This window comes from Eubacterium sp. ER2 (assembly GCF_000765215.1).
In the GTDB taxonomy this organism is placed as follows: Bacteria; Bacillota; Clostridia; order Lachnospirales; family Lachnospiraceae; genus Claveliimonas; species Claveliimonas intestinigallinarum.
Genome location: NZ_JPJE01000010.1, coordinates 40,715 through 63,787, shown reverse-complemented (window position 1 = coordinate 63,787; position 23,073 = coordinate 40,715). Strand labels below are relative to the sequence as shown.

Sequence of the window (23,073 nt, the reverse complement as noted above, 5' to 3'; positions counted from 1 at the left end):
AAAAAAATCCACCTGTGGCTTCTTTCGCTCATTGTCTTTAATTCTTGATATCCTCCATGCCGTCCCGGACTTCATCGGCCATATCATCCGCCTCATCCCGAACCTCATCTCCCGCCTCGTCCAGAACGCCCTCGTCTCTCGTCCCGTCTGTGGCGTCGTTCATCGTATCGTCCTCCTGCTTCACCGCCCCATTGTCGCTGCTGTCACTGCCGCAGGCTGTCAGAGAGGCGAAGGACATCATGCATAAAAATAAAAGAATACCTTTTTTTAACTGTTTCATAGCATTTCTCCCTTTCATTGTTTTCTTTAGATACTATCCGCAGTTAAAGCTGTTTTATGCACATCCCCGCAGGGGAAATTTTTCCTTTTTTAAAGCTTTTCCGGGATCAGGCCGCTCCGGTAGGCGCCAAGGAGCTCGTTCAGATCCTGAATCTGCTCCCTCAGCCTGCGGCCGATGTCCGTGTCTCCCACTGTCTTGCGGGCCAGAGTCCTCTTCACCACAATGCTGTCCGAGTGGATGTCGCTCTCCTTCTCTATGGCCGCCTCCGTGGACTCAAAGGGCTCGTGGGCCGCCAGGATCAGGCCGTAGGAGTTGTAGATGAGGGTGTAGCCGGCAATTCCCGTCTCCTTCTGGTAGGCTCTGGAAAAGCCTCCGTCGATGACAAGCACCTTGCCCCCGCACTTGATAGGGCTCTCCCCTGCCTTGGACTTCACCGGCACATGGCCGTTGATGATGTGGGTTCCCTCCTCCGGCAGCCCGAACTCCCGCAGGATCCGGTTCACCACGGCCTCGTCCTCCAGCAGCTCGTAGTAGGGATTTTTCTTCTCTCTGTGGGTCTCCTTCTCGGCCAGGAAATACCGCTCAAAGGTGGCCATCTTGTCCTTGCCAAAGAGAGGGGAATTCTCGTGGAGCCAGATATACCACATCATATCCTTTCCCCGCTCCCTCTCCTTTTTGTCCAGAGCAAAAAACCCCTTTCTCACATAGCTCTCCAGCACCTCGTAGAGGGCCTTCCCCTTGTAGGCCCGGCCGTAAATGCGCACCGATTTCAGAGTGCCGTCCTGATTCAGGGGCACGCACCCGTGGTAGAGCAGGTTCTGGTTGTAGACCTTGTACAGCCCGCCCTTGTTCAGCAGAAAACGCATGTGGGCCTGCAGCTTCTCGCAGTTCAGGAAAGCCTTCTCCAGCCGGTCCATGATGTCCGCCTCCTCCTGGGAGAAGGCATAGGGGTGAGCCGGGTCCACTGTGGGGAAATTCTTATCCAGCAGCTCATAGGTGCGGCCCTCTATCTCGATGGTGCCGGCCTCAAAGTCAATCTGATGCAGAAGGTTTCTCTTCTCCAGCTTAAAGCCCGGATTTTTCCGGATGATCTGGCCCTCCGCCTTGAACTGGATGATGGAGATGGCCTTGTGCATCTTCCTCTCCATCTCCTGCTCACGGGCCGTAGCACCTCCTCTCCCCTTCAGGGCAAAGCAGGCGCAGGGATCATCCCCGTAGGTGTCCATGGCAAAGGATGCCAGGGGGAGCAGGTTGATGCCGTAGCCGTCCTCCAGTATGTCCAGATTTCCATACCTGGCGCAGATCCGGATCACGTTGGCGATGCAGCCCCTCTGTCCCGCTGCGGCTCCCATCCATAGCACATCATGATTGCCCCACTGGATGTCCACCGAGTGGTGCTGCATCAGCCGGTCCATGATGATGTGGGGACCCGGGCCCCTGTCGTAAATGTCCCCCACAATGTGCAGATGGTCCACTGTCAGCCTCTGTATGACGCCGCTCAGCGCCACGATGAACTCCTCTGCCCTCTCCGTCTCAATGATGCTGCTTATGATGGCGTTATAGTAGAACTCCTTGTCCCGCAGGTCCGGCTTCTCTGTGATCAGCTCCTCGATCACGTAGGCAAAATCCTCCGGCAGGGCCTTGCGCACCTTGGACCGGGTGTATTTGCTCATGGCGCACTTGCACACTTCAATGAGCCGGTAAAGGGTGATCCTGTACCAGTCCTCCATGTTCGCCTCCTCACGCCGGATCCGGTCCATCTTCTCCCTGGGATAGTAGATCAGAGTGGCCAGGGACTGCTTGTCCCGGGCGCTTAAGGTGTTGCCGAACACGTCTCCTATCTTGCGCCGGATGGAGCCGGATCCGTTTTTCAGGACGTGGGCAAAGGCCTCGTACTCCCCGTGGATATCTGTCAGAAAATGCTCCGTGGCCTTGGGCAGGTTCAGGATGGCCTGCAGGTTGATGATCTCCGTGGACGCCTTGGCGATGGAGGGGTAGAGGTCTGAGAGTCTCTCCAGATATTTCAGCTTCAGTTCTTCCATATTTTATTTCCTCCGTGAGAGAGTGGGGCTTCCCCTGCTACAGCTGTATCACGTCCGACATGTCATAGCGGCCGGGTCCCTTTCCCGCCAGGAACTTGGCGGCAGCCACAGCTCCCTTGGCAAAGAGGGCCTTGGAGTAGGCTGTGTGCTTAAACTCGATGACCTCGTCCTCCCCGGCAAAGATCACCTCGTGCTCGCCCACGATGGTGCCTCCCCGTACAGCCGATATGCCGATCTCATGGCTGTCTCTCTTCTTTCTCTGGCCGCTCCTGTCATAGACGTACTCGTAGTCCTCCTCCAGAGCGCCGTTCAGGGCGTCCGCAAGGGCGATGGCGGTGCCGCTGGGGGCGTCCACCTTCTGGTTGTGGTGCCTCTCCACGATCTCCATGTCAAAGCCCTCCGGGGCCAGCACCTTCGCCGCATCCTGCAGAAGCTTCATGAGCAGATTCACTCCCAGGGACATGTTGGCTGACTTGAGGACCGCCGTCCTCTTTGCCGCATCCTCCACTTTTTTCAGCTGCTCCTCAGACAGGCCGGTAGTGCACAGGACAACCGGCATCTGCTTCTCCTGACACCAGTCCAGCAGGTGATCCACAGCCGCCGCGTTGGAGAAGTCGATGACCACATCCGCCTCCGCGTCGCAGTCGCTGATATCCCCGAATACCGGATAGTCGTTCAGAGCCTGGGCTCTTGCGTCCACTCCGGCCACGATCTTAAGTTCCGGGTCAGAGGCCGCCATTCTGGTGATGACCTGTCCCATTTTTCCGTTGCATCCGTGCATGATCACTTTTACCATATTGTTTTCCTCCCTTGTGTATGTGTTCAAGTCGTAGATAGATTCAGAAGCCGGCAGGACAGAAAAGGCAGAAAGGCCCCTGCTCTTCCCTGCAGGGGACAGCCTTTCTGCCTCTGTCCGCCTTTTTATGCAAGTTTGATACCAAAATCTCTCATGGCCTGAGCCAGGCTCTTCTCGTGCTCCGGCGTCAGCTCTGTCAGAGGCATGCGCAGTCCGCCGCACTCCATTCCCATCAGGTTCACAGCCTTCTTCACCGGGATGGGGTTCACCTCGCAGAACAGCTGCTCAATGAGGGGGATGGCCTTCACCTGCAGCTCGCAGGCCCCCTTCACATCGCCCGCAAAAAACTTCGCGCAGATGTCGTGGGTCTCCCTCGGAGCCACGTTTGACAGAACCGAGATCACACCCTTTCCGCCCAGGGAGAGGAGAGGCACGATCTGGTCGTCATTTCCTGAGTAGAGATCGAGATTGCCGTCTGTCAGGCTCATGATCTTCGCCACCTGGCTGATATTGCCGGAGGCCTCCTTCACGCCCACAATGTTGGGAACCTCCTTCACCAGGGTAGCCACTGTCTCCGGGGCGATGTTCAGCCCTGTCCGGCTGGCCACACTGTACATGATGATGGGTGCCTTGGCCTCGGCGGCCACGGCCTTGTAGTGGGCGATCAGTCCGTTCTGAGTAGCCTTGTTGTAGTAGGGGGTCACGATGAGCAGTCCATCCACGCCGTCCTCCACGGCCTCCTTTGACATATCGATAGTCGTATATGTAGCATTGGAGCCTGTGCCCGCGATCACGGGAAGGCGGTGCTTCGTCCGCTCCACCGCGAATTTGATACACTCCATATGTTCCTCTTCTGATAAAGTGGATGACTCTCCCGTAGTCCCGCAGATGATCAGACTGTCCGTCCCGTTCTCGCAATGATAGTCGATCAGCTCATCCAGTTTATCAAAATTCACGCTTCCGTCTTCATGAAACGGAGTAACCAGCGCTACTCCTGCGCCTGTAAAAATAGCCATAGTTTTCCTCCTGCCCTTAAAAAATTTATCTTTAAAAAGTGTATCATTATTCATTTCCAATGTCAATGGAACCCTCAGTCGTCCATGCACTCCAGCTTGCTCACAGACACCTCGTAGGCCGTGCGCTTCTCCGACTCGGTCTCTGACAGCCGCTTCACATACTCCCTGCTCTGGATCCTCCCCAGCACCTGCACGTGCTCGCCCACCTCAAAGGAGGCGGCAAACCTGGCGTTCCTTCCCCAGCAGATGCAGGGAATGTAGTCAGACTTCCCGTAGGGCCTGTTTACGGCCAGCAGAAGATCCGCGATCTCTCTGCCCAGGGGCGTCTTCCGGTAGACAGGCAGCTTGCAGATGTAGCCGTCCAGCAGGATGGTGTTCGTCTTTGCCCCGTCCGGCTCCTCGTCGATGAAGGATATCTCCCGCACAAAGACAGAGAGGATCAGCCGGTTCTTCTGCTCCTCGTGCCGATTGTAGGACCGGAACTGTCCGCTGGCCATGATAAACTCCCCTGTGTAGTCCTGGGTCACGTCCAGGAGGCGCTCCGAGATCATGAGCGGGATCCTGTCCTTGGAGCTGCTAAGGCGCCTCACCAGCACATCCACCATATAAAAGCCTTCCCCGAACACCGTGTGGCTGAAGGTGAAGCCGGACGCGATCTGTCCCATAATAGTTACCTGGTTGTTTTCAATGATCTTATCTGACATGGTCTTAATATCTCCCTTCCTCTTGATCGTATTTTGATGCTTTTAGAGTCAATACCTAATCTATGCGGGAATTGCATATATTAGAACTATATTCCTTGTTTTTTTTCCGAAATATGATACACTATTAAAGTTACAGAAAAAAAGTTTAAAATAAGAAGAGAAAAGGAAGATTTCATATGAAGACAAAACGCGAAGATGTGCGTAATATTGCGATCATCGCCCATGTTGACCATGGCAAGACAACACTTGTGGATGAACTTTTAAAGCAGAGCGGCGTGTTCCGCGAGAATCAGGAGGTGGCCGAGAGGGTCATGGACTCCAACGATATCGAGCGGGAACGTGGAATTACCATTCTCTCCAAAAATACAGCCGTCTTCTATAAGGGGACAAAGATCAATATCGTAGACACGCCGGGACACGCCGACTTCGGCGGCGAGGTGGAGCGCGTGCTGAAGATGGTAAACGGGGTCATCCTTGTTGTGGACGCCTTTGAGGGAGCCATGCCCCAGACAAAGTTCGTCCTGCGCAAGGCCCTGGAGCTGGATCTGCCTGTCATCGTCTGCATCAACAAAATCGATCGGCCGGAGGCCCGGCCGGCGGAGGTAATCGATGAAGTACTGGAGCTCTTCATCGACCTGGATGCCTCCGAGGAGCAGCTGGACTGTCCCTTCATCTACGCCTCAGCCAAGGACGGATACGCCATGCTGGACATGGACGACAAGCCGGAAAACATGATCCCGCTTTTCGAGACTATCCTGGACTATATTCCCGCCCCGGAGGGAGACCCGGACGCTCACACCCAGGTGCTCATCAGCACCATCGACTACAACGAGTATGTGGGCCGGATCGGCATCGGCAAGGTGGACAACGGTACCATCCGCACCAACCAGGATGTGGTCGTGGTCAACCACCACGACCCGGAGCGCCAGGAGAAGGTGCGCATCAGCAGGCTCTATGAGTTTGACGGACTGAACCGGGTGGAGGTCAAAGAGGCCACCATCGGTTCCATCGTGGCCATCTCCGGCATCGCGGACCTGTCCATCGGGGACACCATCTGCTCGCCCGAGAACCCCCAGGCCATCCCCTTCCAGAAGATCTCCGAGCCCACCATTGCCATGCAGTTCAAGGTCAACGACAGCCCCTTTGCCGGCAGGGAGGGCAAATACGTGACATCCCGGCACCTCCGCGACCGCCTCTTCCGGGAGCTGAACACAGATGTCAGCCTCCGGGTGGAGGAGACCGAGGACATGGATACCTTTAAGGTGTCCGGCCGGGGTGAGCTCCATCTGTCCGTCCTCATTGAGAACATGCGCCGGGAGGGCTACGAGTTCGCTGTCAGCAAGGCGGAGGTTCTCTACAAGAAGGATGAGAACGGAAAACTCCTGGAGCCCATGGAGATGGCCTACATCGACGTGCCGGATGAATTTACGGGCGTGGTCATCGAAAAACTGGGCCAGAGAAAAGGGGAGCTGCGCAGCATGGGTCCCATCGGCGGCAACTACACCCGGATGGAGTTCTCCATCCCCTCCCGCGGACTTATCGGCTACAGAGGAGACTTCCTGACGGACACAAAGGGAAACGGCATCATGAACACCGCCTTTGACGGATACGCCCCCTACAAGGGAGACATCCAGTACCGGAAGCAGGGCTCCCTCATCGCCTACGAGACCGGAGAGTCCGTCACCTACGGCCTCTACAGCGCCCAGGAGAGGGGTACCCTCTTTATCGGGCCCGGCGAGAAGGTGTACGCCGGAATGGTCATCGGCGAAAACGGCAAGACGGATGACATCGAGGTCAATGTCTGCAAGACTAAGCACCTCACCAACACCCGCTCCTCCAGCGCGGACGAGGCGCTCCGCCTGACGCCGCCGCGGATCCTCAGCCTGGAGCAGGCCCTGGACTTCATCGACACGGACGAGCTTCTGGAGGTAACTCCCGAGTCGCTGCGCATCCGCAAGAAGATCCTGGATCCCAAGCTCCGCAAGAGGAGCAATAATAAATAATCTTTCTGATCACAAGGAGCATTTATGGTTTTTTTATGGTTTCTGGAGTCGCTGCGCACCCCAGCCGCAGACCGGATCATGCAGTTTATCACACAGCTTGGGGAGGAGACAGCGGTCATACTGGTGCTCTGTCTCCTCTACTGGTGCGTCAGCAAAGGGCTGGCCCTCCAGATCGGCTTTTCCTACTTTCTGGCAGGGCTTGCCGTGCAGACTCTGAAGATCACTTTCCGGGTGCCCCGCCCCTGGGTGCTGGATCCTGCCTTCTCCCCTGTGGAGAGCGCAGTGCCTGCGGCCACAGGCTACTCCTTTCCAAGCGGCCACACCCAGAGCGCTGCCTGCCTGTACGGATCCCTGGGCCTCCAGACCTCCAGAAAGGGGCCGCGATGGCTCTGCTTTGCCGTCGTCCTGCTGGTGGGCTTCTCCCGCATGTACCTGGGATGCCACACGCCCTGGGACGTGCTGGGCTCCCTGGCCGTATCCGCCCTTTTTATATGGCTGACCCGGCGGTTCCTGCCCCGGCTGACAGCTGACCCGGTGTCCATGCGTGTCTTCTTCGCGCTGCTCCTTCTGGTCTGTCTGGGGATCACGGTCTTAGCCCTCCTCCTTCGCCAATACGGCCTCCTGCCCCAGGTGTACGCCGTGGACTGCTTCAAGGCTGTGGGCGCCGGACTGGGCTTTGCCGTGGGATGGTATCTGGAGACCACCAGGCTCCGGTTTCAGACCGCCGCTCCCTGTCTCTGGATGCAGGCTGTCAAATTCGCGGCCGGTATTTTCGGGATTTTTGTCCTGAACAGCACCATTCCCCTCATCACGGGCGAATGTGTGATTGCAAAAATCATAAAATACTTTATACTGGTATTATGGATCATGGTAATCTATCCCGCCCTCTTCAGCCGGGTAGTGCCGCCCTGTCCGAAAAACTAATACCCAAAGGAGGATTTTATGAAAAAGTATTTCGCCGCTTTTCTCTCCCGTCTGGCCATGTTCATGGAATTTTTTATCTCCATCATGCTGGCCGTCGGCATCATTCTTCTGTGCTTACGGCTTGCCAGCTCCCTGATCTACATACCGGACCTGGACAGGTACCCGAACTACGAAGATCTCCTTGAGGCCTGCTTTGAGCTCATCATCGGCGTGGAGCTGATACGGATGATGTACTACCACACGCCGGACACCGTGTTCGAGGTGCTCCTCTTTGCCATTGCCAGGCAGATCATCATCGACCACTCTTCCGCTTTTTCCAGCCTGATCGGCGTGTGCGCCATCGCTGTCCTGTTCGCCACGAGGAAATATCTCTTCTTCGGCTTTGACCTGGCAGAGAAAAATATGTTCCGGGGCTCGTCCCGGGTGCGGGTAGTCAATAAGATCATGGGGTGTCAGATCCCCCACGAGACGGACGCCGAGACACTGGAGGCTGTCCTGCGGGCAAAATGCAGGGCAGAGGATATTGAACCCAGAGAGGGGGCCTGCGTCTATTTTGAAGATACCGGCCTGCGGGTGGCCAAAATGCGTGACGGAAAAATTTCAAGAATTGAAGTAATACATGCTATACATTGACAGAAAAACATGTTATACTCCTTATATCAGATAGAAATGAATTGTCCTACATTTTTGTCAGACATTATTTCTCCTGAAATCATATCGTAAAGGAGTTGGACAGCATGAAATTTATCATTAGTGGAAAGAACATCGAGATCACGCCCGGCTTAAAAGACACCATTACACGCAAGCTCGGTAAACTGGAGAGGTACTTCACCCCTGACACCGAGATCATCGTCACACTGAGCGTGGAAAAGGAACGCCAGAAGATTGAGGTGACCATTCCTGTAAAGGGAAATATTATCCGCTCCGAACAGGTCAGCAGCGACATGTATGTATCCATTGATCTTGTGGAGGAAGTCATTGAGAGACAGCTTCGCAAATATAAAACAAAGCTCATCGCGAGACATCAGGACGGCAGCAATTTCAAGCAGGAATTCTTCGACGAGGAGGACGCTCCCGAGAGCGACGAGGAAATTAAGATCGTCCGCACAAAGCGCTTCGGCATCAAGCCTATGTATCCGGAGGATGCCTGCATCCAGATGGAGCTTCTGGGGCACGATTTCTTCGTATTCTGCAACGCGGAGACCGATGAGGTGAATGTCGTATATAAGAGAAAGAACGGAACCTTCGGCCTGATCGAGCCGGAATTCCAGTAAAAATACAGTCTTCCAAAATACAGGTCCTGGAATGAAATCATTCCAGGACCTGTATTTTTCCGTCTATGTCGCCGTAGAAGCACTTTCCCGCCTCCTCCAGCACCGCTTTCCCGTTTGTCCCGTCTGTCAGCTCCTCCTCCAGGGCAGGCCAAAGCGCCTCCGGCACCAGGGCGGTCAGCTCCACCTTCTCTGTGTAGGAGCTGTCCAGCACCGGTATGCCCCTCTCTCCCAGAATGTACTGTATCTTTCCCAGGCCGGTGTAATCTGTGGTGATCTTCAGTTTAACTCCCTGTATCCTGGTTATAATCAAAGAGGAGGCCAGTCCTTCCTTCGCCGCACCCTGGTAGGCTCTCACAAGTCCCCCTGTGCCCAGGAGGATACCGCCGAAATACCGGGTTACCACCACCGCCGTGTCATGGATGTTCTCCCCCAGGAGCACATCCAGCATGGGCCTGCCCGCCGTGCCGCCCGGCTCCCCGTCATCGCTGTACCGCTGTATGTCCTGGTGATCCCCGATGACGTAGGCGTAGCAGTTGTGCCTGGCGTCCCAGTACTTCTTCCTGACCGTTTCGATAAACTCCGCGGCCTCCTCCTCGCTCTTTACCGGGCGGACTGTGGCGATAAATCTGGACCTTTTCTCCGTGATCTCCCCTTCTCCGCCCCGGAATACCATTCTGTGATCCACTTTGCGTTCCTCCTCTGTTCTTTGCGCTGTCATCTACTACTATAACGGATTTCTTAAGTTTTTCCTACCTAAATATGAAGTTTTCATTTTTTTCTTTATTTCAATATGTATATTTGCTATAATGTCTAAAGTATGAAGGAGGCTGAATACATGAATTATGGAAAGAAAAAGGCTTCTAAAAAACAAAAGCAGATAACGTCGAAATCAACCATGCAGGGTAAGCGGGTCACTGTCCGGCTGTTGAAGGCTTTTATCCTGTGTGTTCTTGCTATATGTATCATCGGGATGATCGGCGGTCTGATTTTTGTGAAGAGGATCCTTGACAATTCACCGGAGGTCACACCTGACGATGTGCGTCCGAAAGGGTACACGACCATCGTCTACGCTGACGACGGGGCCACTGAGCTGGAGCGGTTCGTGGAGGCCGGCTCCAACCGCGAATACAAATCCATCGACCAGATCCCCGTGGATCTGCAGCACGCTTTCGTCGCCATTGAGGACGAGCGCTTCTATGAGCACAACGGTATTGACCCGCAGGGTATCCTGCGAGCCGCTGTCACGGGAATTACTTCAGGCGGCGACTTCTCACAGGGAGCCAGCACGCTGACCCAGCAGCTCATAAAGAACAACGTCTTTCCCGACTTTGTAAATGAGGAAACCTTTTACGACCGTCTGGAGAGAAAGATCCAGGAGCAGTTCCTGGCTCTGGACATCGAAAAACAGATGTCAAAGGACGAAATCATGGAGGCATATCTGAACACCATCAACCTGGGGCAGAACACCCTGGGCGTGCAGTCCGCCTCCAAGCGCTATTTCAACAAGGATGTATCCGAGCTGACGCTGTCCGAGTGCGCGGTTCTCGCCAGCATCACCCAGAACCCGTCCCTCTACAATCCCATCACCAACCCAGACGCCAACGCGAAACGGCGCACCGAGGTTCTGAACAAGATGCTGGATCAGGGATATATCGACCAGGCGGCCTACGATGAGGCGGCAGCCGACGACGTGTACGCCAGAATTCAGGCTGTCAACGCGGCCATCGGAGAGGATTCACCTTATTCCTATTTTATAGACGCCCTCTCCGAGCAGGTCATCGACGATCTCATGTCCCGCCTCGGGTACACGGAAAGCCAGGCATACAACGCCCTCTACAGCGGCGGCCTGACTATCATCTCCACACAGAACACTGCCATGCAGCAGATCTGCGATGAGGAGATGAACAATGACGCCAACTTCCCATGGCTGAAGGAGTACGGTCTCTCCTACGCGCTGACCGTCACCCGGGCGGACGGCACCATAGAGAACTACGGCTCTGAGAGCGTGGAGGCGTACAGGGAAAACACCTATGGCATTGAAAACGCCCTCATCTTTTCCTCCGAGGACGCTGCCAGAGCTATGGTGGAGGAGTGGAAGGCCACGATTGCCCAGGAGGGCGACACCTATGACGAGCGCATCACCATCACGCCTCAGCCCCAGGCTTCTGTCACCATCATCGACCAGGCCACCGGCCAGATCAAGGCCATGGTAGGCGGAAGGGGCGCCAAGGAGACAAGCCAGAGTCTGAACAGGGCCTACAGAGGCTCCACAAGGCAGCCGGGTTCCTGCTTCAAGATCCTGGCCACCTACGCCCCCGCCCTGGACACGAACCAGATCACGCTGGCCAGCGTCTTTGACGACCAGCCCTGGCATTACTCAAACGGCACGGAATTCAAGAACGTGGGCAACAAGTACTACGGCAACGTCACCGTCCGGGAGGCCATCGCCCAGTCCATGAACTCTGTGGCCGTGCAGACCATACAGCAGATCGGTCCCCAGCTGGGATATGAGTACGCAAAGAACAACTTTTCCATGAGCTCACTTGTGGAGAGTGATATGTACGAGCCCATCGCTCTGGGAGGTCTGACAAATGGTGTATACAACTATGAGCTGTGCGCGGCCTTTGCGTCCATCGCCAACGGCGGCGTATACAACACGCCAACCCTATACTCAAAGATCCTGGATCACGACGGCAATGTGCTGATCGAGAACCCCACGGAGTCTCATCAGTCCGTCAAGGACAGCACAGCCGCTCTCCTCACAAGCGCCATGCAGAGCGTTGTGGAGGAGGGAAGCGGATCAGCCGCTGCCCTGGACAACATGCCGGTAGCCGGCAAGACGGGAACAGCGGACAGTGACAAGGATATCTGGTTCTGCGGCTTCACCCCCTATTACACCTGTGCGGTGTGGGGCGGCTACGATGACCCGAAATCCATGACCAACATTGACACTACCTTCCGTTTCCGGATCTGGAAGTCCATTATGAGCCGCATCCACGCGGGTCTGGAGACAAAGCAGTTTGAGATGCCCACATCGGTGGAGCAGAAGACCATCTGCACAGTGACCGGGCAGCTCGCGAGGCCTGGATGCCCCTCAAGGACAGAGTTCTTTGCGTCAGACAATTCACCTACAGAGACCTGTCCGGGACACGGTTCTACGGGATCCACCGACGACACAGGAACTGACACCACCACTGATGGCAGCACTTCCGACACTAGCGGAGGCAGCACCACCACGACCACACCGGGCAGCGGCGGAGATACTACCCCCACTCCCGATCCGGGCGCCGGAGGCGGCGGAGGTGGCGGCGAAACCACCAATCCTGATCCGGGCACCGGAGGCGGAGGTGGCGGCGAAACCACCAATCCTGATCCGGGCACCGGAGGCGGAGGTGGCGGCGAAACCACCGGATAGAAATCAAAATAAAAGCAGGTGCGAATGAGCAGCAGCTCATTCACACCTGCTTTTATTTATACCTCTTTTTTCTACATCTCTGCCTATATCCACCCGGCTCTGTCCGTGTCAGATGATCAGCCTTGCCGCTCCGCAGATACCGGCGTCATTGCCCAGTGTGGCCAGCACGATCTTTGTATCCTTGTTGGCAAAGAAAGCCTTCTCCTGGAAGGGCTTCTCGATGAAAGGCAGAAGGGCAGGTCCCGCATTGGAAACGCCGCCGCCGATGACGATCATCTCGGGATCCACGATCACTGCCATGTTGGCGAGGGCATGTCCCAGATAAGCTCCAAACTCCTCCGCAATCTCAATCGCCACTCTGTCGTCCTTCTTCACCGCGTCAAAGACTGACTTTGCGCTGAGGTTTTTCCCCTCCAGCAGCGTCTTCCCGTGTAGCTTTGCAAGGCGCAGCTTTGCAAGACGGGCGATTCCTGTGGCGGACGCGTACTGCTCCAGACATCCGGTCTTCCCGCAGCCGCACTTTTCTGTCTCGCTGTAGTTCACACAGATATGTCCGATCTCGCCGCCGGCTCCGTTTGCCCCTGCAATGACATGTCCCTGGCAGATCACGCCGCCGCCCACGCCAGTGCCCAGCGTCACCATAATCATGTTGCTGCAGCCCTTTCCGGCTCCCAGCCACATCTCGCCCAGGGCCGCCACATTGGCATCGTTTCCGATTTCAGCCCGGATTCCCGGCAGAAGCTCCTCCATCTCCTTTTTAACATTTTTATAGCCCCATCCGATATTGGCGCTGTTCTTTACAATTCCTTCACTAACCGGAGCCGGCACGCCGACTCCCACGCCCGCTGTCTCCTCCGCGGAAATTCCTTTTTCCTCCATCTTAGCGCGGACAGAGGCCGCGATATCCGGCAGGACCTGCTTTCCCTCATTCTCTGTGTGAGTCTTGATCTCCCATTTCTCGTACAGCTCTCCCTCCGTGGAAAACAGTCCCATCTTCACGGTTGTTCCGCCAATATCTACTCCAAAACAATACTTCATCTTCTGACTCCCTATTCCTTATTTTCTATTTCTTTGCCAGGTTCCTCTGCACCCTTTTGTACAGCTCCTCCGCCGCGTTATAGCCCATCTTCTTCTGTCTGTAGTTGATGGCCGCCGTCTCCACGATGATGGAGAGGTTACGCCCGGGACGGATGGGAAGCTGATGGCAGACAACCTTGTTGCCGAGGAACTCTGTGTACTGCTCCTCCATACCAAGCCTGTCGTATTTCTTCTCCCTGTCCCAGTCCTCCAGGGTGATGACCAGCTCGATATTCTGGGTCTCCCTGACGCTCTGCACGCCGTAGAGCATTTTGACATCCACAATACCGATACCGCGCAGCTCGATAAAATGCTTTGTCACGTCGGGCGCGGTTCCCACCAGGGTGTCGTCACTGACCTTGCGGATCTCCACCACGTCGTCGCTGACAAGACGGTGTCCCCTTCTCACCAGCTCCAGAGCCGCCTCGCTCTTGCCGATGCCACTCTCGCCCATGATCATCACGCCCACGCCGTACACATCTACCAGTACGCCGTGGATGGAAATGCAGGGCGCCAGCTGCACATTCAGCCAGCGGATCAGCTCTGCGGTAAAGGCGGAGGTCTTCATCTCCGTGGAGAAGATGGGCACATCCAGCTCCTGCGCCTTCTCCAGCAGCTCCTGATCCGGCTTCAGGGCACGACAGAAGATAATGCAGGGGATCTTGTAGGCGAGCAGCGTCTCGTAGACCTTGATCTTTGTGGCCTCATCCATCTGCTCTAAAAACGTATATTCCACATATCCGATAATCTGCACTCTCTCCGCGTCGAAATGGTCAAAGAAGCCTGTAAGCTGCAGAGCCGGCCTGTTGATATCCGGCACCTCCACATATTTGTCAGCCAGCCCCACGTCGGGAGTCAGATTTTTCAGGTTCATCTTCTCGACGATCTTCTGAATTTCTATTTTTGACATGTCTTATCTCCTTTTCTGTTTTTAAATACTATGACAAGTATAACACATCAGTGAAAAAACTTATACACCTCCTGCGCTGATTTTTCATTCATGCTGGGCAGTTTTTTCAGGTCCTCCACATCCGCCTGCCGTATCTCATCCAGGCTGGCAAAATGCTTCATCAGATCCTTTCTCCTGGCCGGCCCCACCCCGGGGATATCGTCCAGGACAGAATGAACCTGCTCCTTGCTGCGCAGCTTTCTGTGAAACTCTATGGCAAACCGGTGGGCCTCGTCCTGTATCCTGGTGATCAGCTTAAAGCCCTCTGAATTCCGGTCAATGGGAAGCTCTTTATTATTATAGTAGAGTCCTCTGGTACGATGGCTGTCGTCCTTCACCATACCGCACACAGGTATGTTCAGGTGGAGCTCATCCAGCACCTGGAGGGCGATCCCTACCTGTCCCTTTCCTCCGTCCATGAGGATCAGGTCCGGAAAGGCGGTAAAGCTTCCCGTCTCCTTCCCCTCTTCCCGCTCCTCCAGGCCGTGGCGGAACCTTCTTGTCAGCACCTCTTTCATGCTGGCGTAGTCGTCCGGCCCCTGGACGCTCTTAATGCGGAATTTGCGGTAATCGTTTCTCTTTGGCTTTCCCTTCTCGTAGACCACCATAGAACCGACAGAGGCAAACCCGCTGATATTGGAGATGTCATAGGCCTCCATCCGGTTCAGGTGCTCCAGGCCAAGAAGGCGGGCAATCTCCTTCACCGCGCCGATGGTGCGGCCCTCCTCCCGCTTCAGCCTCTCCCTGTCCTTACTGAGCACCAGGGCAGCATTCTTTTCCGCCAGCTCCACCAGCTTCTCCTTTGTCCCTTTTTTGGGCACACGGATATGCACCCTGTGGCCTCGCTTCTGGCTCAGCCATTCCTCCAGGACCTCCCCGTCCTCGATCTCAGTCTGGGTCATCAGCTCCGCCGGTATATAGGGTGTACCGGCGTAGAACTGCTTGATAAAGCTGGAGATGATCTCCCCTGTGGTCTCGTCCCCGCTCAGCTTCAGATAAAAATGGTCTCTCCCGATCAGCCTGCCGCCCCGGATAAAGAAGACCTGCACCACCGCGTCCTCTTTGTCCGTGGCTGCCGCCAGGATATCCCTGTCGTTGCCGGCTGTGTCGGTAATCTTCTGCTTCTGGGCGATCTTCTTCACGCTTCCCAGAAGCTCCCTGTACTCGATGGCCTTCTCGAACTCCAGGTCCTCGGAGGCCTTCATCATCTTCTCCTCCAGCTCCTTCAAAATAACCTCATAATTTCCTCCCAAAAAGCGGAGCACCTCGTCTATGGATTTCCTGTAGGTCTCCTGGGACACGTACCCCTGACAGGGGGCGTCGCACTGGTGGATATGATAGTTCAGGCAGGGCCTCTCCTTCCCCGTATCTCTGGGAAGGCGGCGGTTGCAGCTCCTCACCTTGTACAGCTTGCGGATCAGCTCGATGGTGTCCTTGACAGCCCCCGCGCTCGTGTAGGGGCCAAAGTATTTCGCCTTGTCCTTCACCATGCGCCTGGCCATCATGATCCGGGGAAAGGGCTCATCCACCGACACCTTGATAAAGGGATAGGCCTTGTCGTCCATGAGCATGGTGTTGTATTTGGGCCTGTGCTCCTTGATCAGATTACACTCCAGGACAAGGGCCTCCAGCTCCGAATCTGTCACAATGTACTCAAAGCGGGTGATGTGGGTCACCATCTGCTCAATCTTCACGCTCTTGCCTCGGCTGCTCTGGAAATACTGCCGCACCCGATTCTTCAGGCTGATAGCCTTCCCCACATAGATGATCTCATCCTTCTCATCGTGCATCAGATACACGCCGGGCTTCCCCGGCAATTTTTTCAGTTCTTCCTGTATATCAAAATTACTGTTTTCCATATTCCTGCTTTCCATGGTTAACATTATACTGTCCCGCATGAAAAAGGACAAGGGAAAATCTTCCCCTGTCCTAAACTCAAGCCTTAGTTATCTCACAATCCGCTTATACTGTGCTGTTGTTCTCAGTTTCGCTCTCATCTGTTGCCGTCTCTTCAGTGTTGCCCTCCACCGGCTTCATGGAGATGCGGGCCTCCTTCGGCTCCTCGCCGTCCTGCCTGTCCTCAGTCTCGGGAAGTCCCTCTACCTCCCGGAAGATCTTCATAAACTCTTTTCCGGTGATGGTCTCCTTCTCAATCAGGAAGGCAGCGATCCTGTCCAGCGCCTCCCTGTGCTCGCTCAGCAGCCTCTTGGCCTCCTCATAGGCCCCCTTGAGCATCTTCATCACTTCCTGGTCGATCTCAGAGGCTGTCTCCTGGCCGCAGTTCAGGACCGGTCTTCCATCCAGATAGCGGTTCTGGATCGACTCAAGGCCGATCAGGCCAAATCTCTCGCTCATGCCGTACTGGGTGATCATGGCCCTGGCAATGCTTGTGGCCTTCTCGATATCGTTGGAGGCTCCGGTTGTGACTGTGTCAAAGACGATCTCCTCGGCGGCACGGCCTGCCAGCATACCTACCAGCATGGCCTCCAGCTCCTTCTTCGTGTTCAGGAACTTCTCCTCCTCAGGCGTCTGCATCACATAGCCGAGGGCTCCCATGGTCCTGGGGACGATGGTGATCTTCTGCACCGGCTCCGCGTGCTTCTCGAGAGCGCTCACAAGGGCGTGCCCCACCTCGTGGTAGGATACGATCCTTCTCTCCTCCTGGCTCATGATACGGTCCTTCTTCTCCTTGCCCACAAGGACTGTCTCCACCGCCTCAAAGAGGTCGCTCTGAGAGACAGCGTTTCTGCCGTGCTTCACCGCATTGATAGCGGCCTCGTTGATCATGTTGGCCAGGTCTGAGCCCACAGCGCCGGATGTGGCCAGGGCAATGGCCTCCAGATCCACGGTCTCATCCATGCGCACGTCCTTGGCGTGAACCTTCAGCACGTCGATACGGCCCTTCAGATCCGGCCGCTCCACGATGATCCGCCTGTCGAACCGTCCCGGGCGCAGAAGCGCCGGATCCAGGATCTCCGGACGGTTGGTGGCTGCCAGAAGAAGCAGTCCCTTATTTGTGTCAAATCCATCCATCTCCGCCAGGAGCTGGTTCAGTGTCTGCTCCCTCTCGTCGTTGCCGCCAAGCTGGGTGTCGCGGCTCTTTCCGATGGCGTCGATCTCATCGATGAAAATGATACAGGGCGCCATCTGCTGGGCCTGCTTGAAAAGGTCGCGGACTCTGGAAGCGCCCACGCCCACATACATCTCCACAAAGGCCGATCCTGACAGGGAGAAGAAGGGCACCTTCGCCTCCCCCGCTACCGCCTTGGCAAGCAGCGTCTTTCCGGTTCCCGGAGGTCCCACAAGGAGGGCGCCCTTGGGAAGCTTGGCCCCCACGCCGGTATACTTTCCCGGATTGTGCAGGAAATCCACTACCTCCTGGAGTGACTCCTTGGCCTCGTCCTGGCCCGCCACATCCTTGAAGGTGACGCCTGTCTGCTTCTCCACATACATCTTGGCGTTACTCTTTCCAATACCCATCATGCCGCCGCCCTTGGACATCTTCTTTGTAAACCACACGCAGAGGCCCACAATGCAGGCAATGGGAAGGAAGGTAAAAATGATACTCAGCAGCATGGAGGATGTGGTGTCAGGTATCTCCTGGTTCACCTCCACTCCCGCATCCAGCAGGCGGTCCACAAGCTGGTCATCGTTGACGATACCCGTGTAGTATTCCTTCTGCACAGTGTCGTCCTTTCCCTGCTTGGCTGTTATATCGATCTGGTTGGCTCCTATATCAACCTTTTCTACGTCTCCGTCCTCTACCATCTTGATAAACTTGTTGTAGGATATCTCCTCAGCGCTCTCCATTCCCTGGAACTGGAAGAGGAGCAGCACGAGGATCGTTGTGATCAGCGTTACGATCAAAACGAACGAGGCTCCCTGCCGGTTGTTCCGGTTCGGATCCTGGTTGTTATTTCTGTTCTGATTGTTCTGGTTGTCCATATTTCTCCTCCTGTACGTATGTACCATCTTATTATAAGTATCCCCTGTTTTAAAATCAATAAAAACATTATGAAAAGATTGTAAACTCGGGCTTTCCTGTAGTATACTTGTGAAGGAAATGTGTATTTTTCTTTACATATATTACAGGGAAAATAAATGAAAGGAACTGACAAATGAAAATTGGATTTGACAACGAAAAATATCTTCACATGCAATCCTCCCACATCCGTGAGAGGATTGACAAATTCGGCGGGAAGCTCTATCTGGAGTTCGGCGGAAAGCTCTTCGACGACTACCACGCCTCCAGAGTGCTGCCCGGCTTTGCACCTGACAGCAAGCTTCGGCTGCTGAAGCAGCTGGCAGACCAGGCGGAGATCGTCATTGTCATCAGCGCGGGGGACATCGAGAAGAACAAGGTGCGGGGAGATCTGGGGATCACCTACGATTCAGACGTTATCCGCCTGCGGGACGAGTTCATCCGGGCCGGACTCTATGTGGGGAGCGTTGTCATCACCCAGTACAGCGGGCAGAGCAGCGCGGATCTTTTCAAGGCCCGGCTGGAGCGCCTGGGCATCCGCGTGTACCTCCACTACATCATTCCCGGCTATCCGGGAAATGTGCCTCTTATCGTCAGCGACGAGGGCTACGGAAAAAATGATTATATTGAGACATCCAGACCTCTTGTAGTCATCACCGCTCCGGGGCCGGGAAGCGGAAAGATGGCCACCTGCCTCTCTCAGCTCTACCACGAGCACAATCGGGGCGTCCAGGCGGGGTACGCGAAATTCGAGACCTTCCCCATCTGGAACATTCCTCTGAAGCACCCGGTGAACCTGGCCTACGAGGCAGCCACAGCGGATCTCAACGACGTGAACATGATCGACCCCTTCCACCTGGAGGCCTACGGCGAGACAACGGTCAACTACAACAGGGACATTGAGATTTTCCCGGTCCTGCGCACTACCTTTGAGCGCATTTACGGGGAGAGCCCCTACAAGTCCCCCACAGACATGGGCGTAAACATGGCCGGCAACTGTATCTGCGACGATGAGGTATGCCGCCAGGCCTCCCTCCAGGAGATCATCCGCCGGTACTACGACACCATGGACCGGTTTATCGCCGGCGCCTGCTCCGAGGAGGAGGTGTTCAAGATCGAGATGCTCATGAACCAGGCAGGGATCACCGCCCACGACCGTCCTGTTGTGGACGCGGCCCTGAACCGGGCGGAGCAGACCGGGGCTCCGGCCGCCGCCCTGGAGCTACCGGACGGAAGGATCGTCACCGGAAAGACAAGCGACCTGCTGGGCGCCTCCGCAGCTCTTCTTCTGAACGCGCTCAAGGAGCTGGCAGGCATTGACCACGCATGCCACGTGATCTCCCCGGAGGCCATTGAGCCCATCCAGAAGCTGAAGGTCAACTACCTGGGAAGCCACAATCCCCGGCTTCACACGGACGAGGTGCTCATCGCCCTCTCCGTCAGCGCGGCCACGGACAGAAACGCCCAGCTGGCTCTGGAGCAGCTGCCGAAGCTGAAGGGCTGTCAGCTTCACACCTCTGTCATGGTCAGCCAGGTGGACATCAATATCTTTAAGAAATTGTTTATACAGGCAACTTTCGAGCCAAAATATGAAAAAAAGACTGTTTTTCAGGAAGAAAAAGGTATATAATATGTTTTTTAAAAGAAATGAACCACGAAACATCTGACAGACAAAAGGAGGAAACTATGGCAGTAAAATATGTATTTGTGACAGGCGGCGTAGTATCGGGACTTGGCAAGGGCATCACAGCCGCATCCCTTGGCCGGCTCCTGAAGGCGAGAGGGTATACGGTGACCATGCAGAAGTTTGATCCCTATATCAACATCGACCCGGGAACCATGAACCCGGTACAGCACGGAGAGGTCTTTGTCACAGACGACGGGGCGGAGACGGACCTGGATCTGGGCCACTATGAGCGCTTTATCGACGAGAGCCTCACAAAGAATTCCAATGTGACCACAGGCAAGATCTACTGGTCTGTCCTGCAGAAGGAAAGGCGGGGCGATTTCGGCGGAGGCACCGTACAGGTGATCCCCCACATCACGAACGAGATCAAGAGCCGCTTCTACCGCAATCCTGTCGCAAAGGATACAGAGATTGCCATTATCGAGGTGGGCGGCACGGTAGGCGACATTGAGAGCCAGCCCTTCCTGGAGGCCATCCGGCAGTTCCAGCACGAGAAGGGACGGGAAAATGTCATCCTCATCCACGTCACCCTCATCCCCTACCTGCGGGCATCCCAGGAGATGAAGACAAAGCCCACCCAGGCCAGCGTCAAGGATCTGCAGGGCATGGGCATCCAGCCTGACATCATCGTGTGCCGCTCCGAGCATCCTCTGGACCAGGGCATCAAGGACAAGATCGCCCTCTTCTGCAATGTGCCGGCTGACCATGTGCTCCAGAACCTGGATGTGGAGTATCTGTATGAGGCTCCCCTTGCCATGGAAAAAGAGCACCTGGCAGAGGTTGTCTGCGAGTCACTTCACCTGGAGTGCCCTGAGCCGGATCTGAAGGACTGGACAGAGATGGTGGACTACTTAAAGAGCCCCAACACAGAGGTCACAGTGGCTCTTGTCGGAAAATATATCCAGCTCCACGACGCCTACATCAGCGTAGTGGAGGCGCTGAAGCACGGAGGCATCTTCTCCCGGGCCACCGTCAACATCAAGTGGGTGGACTCGGAGACTGTCACGCCTGACAACGTGGGCGAGCTTCTGGGCGATGTGAGCGGTATTCTCGTACCCGGCGGCTTTGGCAGCCGGGGCATTGACGGCAAGATCCAGGCCATCCGCTATGCCAGAGAGAACAACATCCCCTTCCTGGGCCTGTGCCTTGGCATGCAGCTTGCCATTGTGGAATTTGCCAGGGATGTGGTTGGCTTCCACGACGCACACAGCGCGGAGCTGGACCCGGACACCACGCACCCGGTCATCCACATCATGCCGGACCAGATCGGCATCGAGGACATCGGCGGCACCCTGCGTCTCGGCTCCTACCCCTGTGTGCTTGATAAGAGCTCCAAGGCCTACGCCCTCTACGGCAAGGAGGAGATCCACGAGCGTCACCGCCACCGCTATGAGGTGAACAACGACTACAGGGATGACCTCACCTCTCACGGCATGATGCTCTCCGGCCTGTCACCGGACGGACGCATCATCGAGATGATCGAGATCCCCTCCCACCCGTGGTTTATAGCCACCCAGGCTCACCCCGAGCTGAAATCAAGACCCAACAGGCCCCACCCGCTGTTCAAGGGATTTGTGGAGGCAGCGCTGAAATATCAGGGTGAGCACGAAAAATAGAACAAAAGAAAGACTGGAAATATATAGGGAAAAGCGAAAAAGTTCAGGAGCTTCCGCAAGGGCTCCTGAACTTTTTCTTTGTGGCGTCATCATAATGCTCTGCGCCGTTACAACCTCTGTTGCAACGATTTCCGCCGCTGTCTGCTCCCCCTTCCCACTTTTGCCTCCTACTCCTCATCCAACAGGAACTCGCTCATCACATAGTTGCTGACATCAATCCCTCTCTTCGTAAGCCGCACCTTGTCCCCGGCTGATTTTAGCAGTCCCTGGCCCTGCAGGCGCTCTATGACCGCTCCGTAGACCTGATCCATGTCCTCCTGAAACTGCTCCTGAAAGCGTCGGCGGGAGACCCCCTCCATCTTCCGCAGTCCCAGGAACATGAACTCCTCCATGGCATCCTTCCTGGTGAGGGTTTCCGGCTCCTCCCCTTCCGTCCAGCGCCTTCCGCCCATGAGGGAGGCAGCTCCCGGTCCGATGCCCAGATACTCCCGGCGATCCCAGTAGCCCAGATTGTGGCGGCACTCGTACCCGGGGCGGGCGTAATTGGAGATCTCATAGCGATGGAGGCCGTACTCCGACAGTATTTCCTCTGTCCGCTCATACATCCGCCTCTCTGCGTCCTCGTCCGGCAGCTCCTCTGCGTGCCTGCCACCTCCATACCTCTCATAGAAGGGCGTCCCCTCCTCTATGATGAGACTGTAGGCGGAAATATGGGCAGGTGGCGGGGTCAGTCCTGCCACAGCCCGCAGGGTCTTCTCCCAGCTCTCCTCTGTCTGAAAGGGGATGGCGGACATGAGATCCACATTGATATTGGAAAATCCCGTCTCCACCGCAGCCTGGTAGGTGTCCCTGAAGTCTCTCCATGTGTGGATCCGCCCCAGAGCCTCCAGCTCCCGGTCGTCCGCCGACTGCAGCCCGATGCTCAGCCGGTTGATGCCGGCCTGCCGCCAGGCCCTCAGCTTCTCCCGGGAAAGTCCCATTTCTTCTGCCCCGGACCCGGCCACGGTTCCCGGGTTGCACTCCAGGGTGATCTCCGCATCCCCGTCCACAGAAAAGGCCCCCCGGATGGCCGCAAAAATCTGCAGGATCTGCTCTCCTGTCAGGATGGACGGCGTTCCCCCGCCAAGGAAAATGCTGACAACATGATAAGCCTTCGCGATGTCCCGGTAAGACCGGAGCTTTTCGCAAAGGCTGTCCACATACTCCTGCCGCTCCCGCCGGCCTGCGGGGGCGGACAAGAAGTCACAGTATTTACATTTTCTGACGCAGAAGGGAATGTGGATATATAATTCCAGTTCTTTCATCTGC

Annotated in this window: 18 protein-coding genes; 7 read left to right on the top strand and 11 right to left on the bottom strand. The window is 55.8% G+C overall.

Features of this window, described 5'->3' with window-relative positions; all coding sequences use genetic code 11:
- Positions 1-37: 37 nt before the first annotated feature.
- The 5 genes from NI21_RS0104715 to NI21_RS0104695 form a co-directional block, all read right to left on the bottom strand.
- The gene (locus tag NI21_RS0104715; protein WP_052083940.1) at positions 38-280 is read right to left on the bottom strand and encodes a hypothetical protein; all 243 of its coding nucleotides are present in this window, start codon (positions 278-280) and stop codon (positions 38-40) included.
- 89 nt (positions 281-369) lie between these two features.
- A complete protein-coding gene (locus tag NI21_RS0104710; protein ID WP_033125091.1) occupies positions 370-2,322 on the bottom strand; it encodes a fructose-bisphosphatase class III in 1,953 nt (650 codons plus the stop codon).
- Between the two features lie 37 nt (positions 2,323-2,359).
- Entirely contained in the window at positions 2,360-3,118 is a 759-nt protein-coding gene (gene dapB, locus NI21_RS0104705; protein ID WP_033125090.1) for a 4-hydroxy-tetrahydrodipicolinate reductase, read from the bottom strand.
- 125 nt (positions 3,119-3,243) lie between these two features.
- Complete coding sequence (dapA, locus tag NI21_RS0104700; protein WP_033125089.1) at positions 3,244-4,134, bottom strand: 4-hydroxy-tetrahydrodipicolinate synthase; 891 nt, start codon at positions 4,132-4,134, stop codon at positions 3,244-3,246.
- A gap of 74 nt (positions 4,135-4,208) precedes the next feature.
- Positions 4,209-4,838: a single-stranded DNA-binding protein gene (locus NI21_RS0104695; protein ID WP_033125088.1), complete on the bottom strand. Its 630-nt coding sequence runs from the start codon at positions 4,836-4,838 to the stop codon at positions 4,209-4,211.
- 176 nt (positions 4,839-5,014) lie between these two features.
- On the opposite strand from NI21_RS0104695, the gene typA reads away from it, so the two are divergent.
- From typA to hpf, 4 genes are all read left to right on the top strand, one after another.
- Entirely contained in the window at positions 5,015-6,841 is a 1,827-nt protein-coding gene (gene typA / locus NI21_RS0104690) for a translational GTPase TypA (RefSeq protein ID WP_033125087.1), read from the top strand.
- Between the two features lie 24 nt (positions 6,842-6,865).
- Positions 6,866-7,765 (top strand): phosphatase PAP2 family protein, encoded by a 900-nt coding sequence (locus NI21_RS0104685; RefSeq protein WP_033125086.1) that lies wholly within the window; start codon positions 6,866-6,868, stop codon positions 7,763-7,765.
- A gap of 18 nt (positions 7,766-7,783) precedes the next feature.
- A complete protein-coding gene (locus tag NI21_RS0104680; RefSeq protein ID WP_033125085.1) occupies positions 7,784-8,398 on the top strand; it encodes a hypothetical protein in 615 nt (204 codons plus the stop codon).
- A gap of 104 nt (positions 8,399-8,502) precedes the next feature.
- The gene (gene hpf / locus NI21_RS0104675; RefSeq protein WP_033125084.1) at positions 8,503-9,039 is read left to right on the top strand and encodes a ribosome hibernation-promoting factor, HPF/YfiA family; all 537 of its coding nucleotides are present in this window, start codon (positions 8,503-8,505) and stop codon (positions 9,037-9,039) included.
- Positions 9,040-9,076: 37 nt separating this feature from the next.
- Here the strand turns inward: hpf and NI21_RS0104670 are convergent, their stop codons facing one another.
- On the bottom strand, positions 9,077-9,724 hold the full coding sequence (locus NI21_RS0104670; protein ID WP_330635922.1) for a YigZ family protein: 648 nt from the start codon (positions 9,722-9,724) through the stop codon (positions 9,077-9,079).
- Positions 9,725-9,874: 150 nt separating this feature from the next.
- On the opposite strand from NI21_RS0104670, the gene NI21_RS0104665 reads away from it, so the two are divergent.
- A complete protein-coding gene (locus tag NI21_RS0104665) occupies positions 9,875-12,454 on the top strand; it encodes a transglycosylase domain-containing protein (RefSeq protein WP_033125082.1) in 2,580 nt (859 codons plus the stop codon).
- Between the two features lie 108 nt (positions 12,455-12,562).
- Here NI21_RS0104665 and NI21_RS0104660 read toward each other — a convergent pair whose 3' ends face one another.
- The 4 genes from NI21_RS0104660 to ftsH all read right to left on the bottom strand — a co-directional run bounded on the left by NI21_RS0104660 (position 12,563) and on the right by ftsH (position 18,425).
- The gene (locus NI21_RS0104660) at positions 12,563-13,492 is read right to left on the bottom strand and encodes an ROK family glucokinase (protein WP_033125081.1); all 930 of its coding nucleotides are present in this window, start codon (positions 13,490-13,492) and stop codon (positions 12,563-12,565) included.
- 25 nt (positions 13,493-13,517) lie between these two features.
- Positions 13,518-14,441 (bottom strand): HPr(Ser) kinase/phosphatase, encoded by a 924-nt coding sequence (gene hprK, locus NI21_RS0104655; RefSeq protein WP_033125080.1) that lies wholly within the window; start codon positions 14,439-14,441, stop codon positions 13,518-13,520.
- A gap of 47 nt (positions 14,442-14,488) precedes the next feature.
- Positions 14,489-16,339, bottom strand: coding sequence for an excinuclease ABC subunit UvrC (gene uvrC, locus NI21_RS0104650; RefSeq protein ID WP_138303515.1), 1,851 nt, complete (start codon positions 16,337-16,339; stop codon positions 14,489-14,491).
- A 103-nt stretch (positions 16,340-16,442) separates the two neighbouring features.
- The gene (ftsH, locus tag NI21_RS0104645; RefSeq protein WP_033125079.1) at positions 16,443-18,425 is read right to left on the bottom strand and encodes an ATP-dependent zinc metalloprotease FtsH; all 1,983 of its coding nucleotides are present in this window, start codon (positions 18,423-18,425) and stop codon (positions 16,443-16,445) included.
- 173 nt (positions 18,426-18,598) lie between these two features.
- Between ftsH and NI21_RS0104640 the strand changes: the two genes are divergently transcribed.
- Both NI21_RS0104640 and NI21_RS0104635 read left to right on the top strand, forming a co-directional pair.
- Positions 18,599-20,092 carry a DUF1846 domain-containing protein gene (locus tag NI21_RS0104640; RefSeq protein ID WP_033125078.1) on the top strand — a complete coding sequence of 498 codons (1,494 nt, stop codon included), beginning with the start codon at positions 18,599-18,601 and terminating at the stop codon, positions 20,090-20,092.
- Between the two features lie 56 nt (positions 20,093-20,148).
- A complete protein-coding gene (locus NI21_RS0104635; protein WP_033125077.1) occupies positions 20,149-21,765 on the top strand; it encodes a CTP synthase in 1,617 nt (538 codons plus the stop codon).
- Between the two features lie 167 nt (positions 21,766-21,932).
- Here NI21_RS0104635 and hemW read toward each other — a convergent pair whose 3' ends face one another.
- Entirely contained in the window at positions 21,933-23,069 is a 1,137-nt protein-coding gene (gene hemW / locus NI21_RS0104630; protein ID WP_033125076.1) for a radical SAM family heme chaperone HemW, read from the bottom strand.
- Positions 23,070-23,073 lie beyond the last annotated feature (4 nt).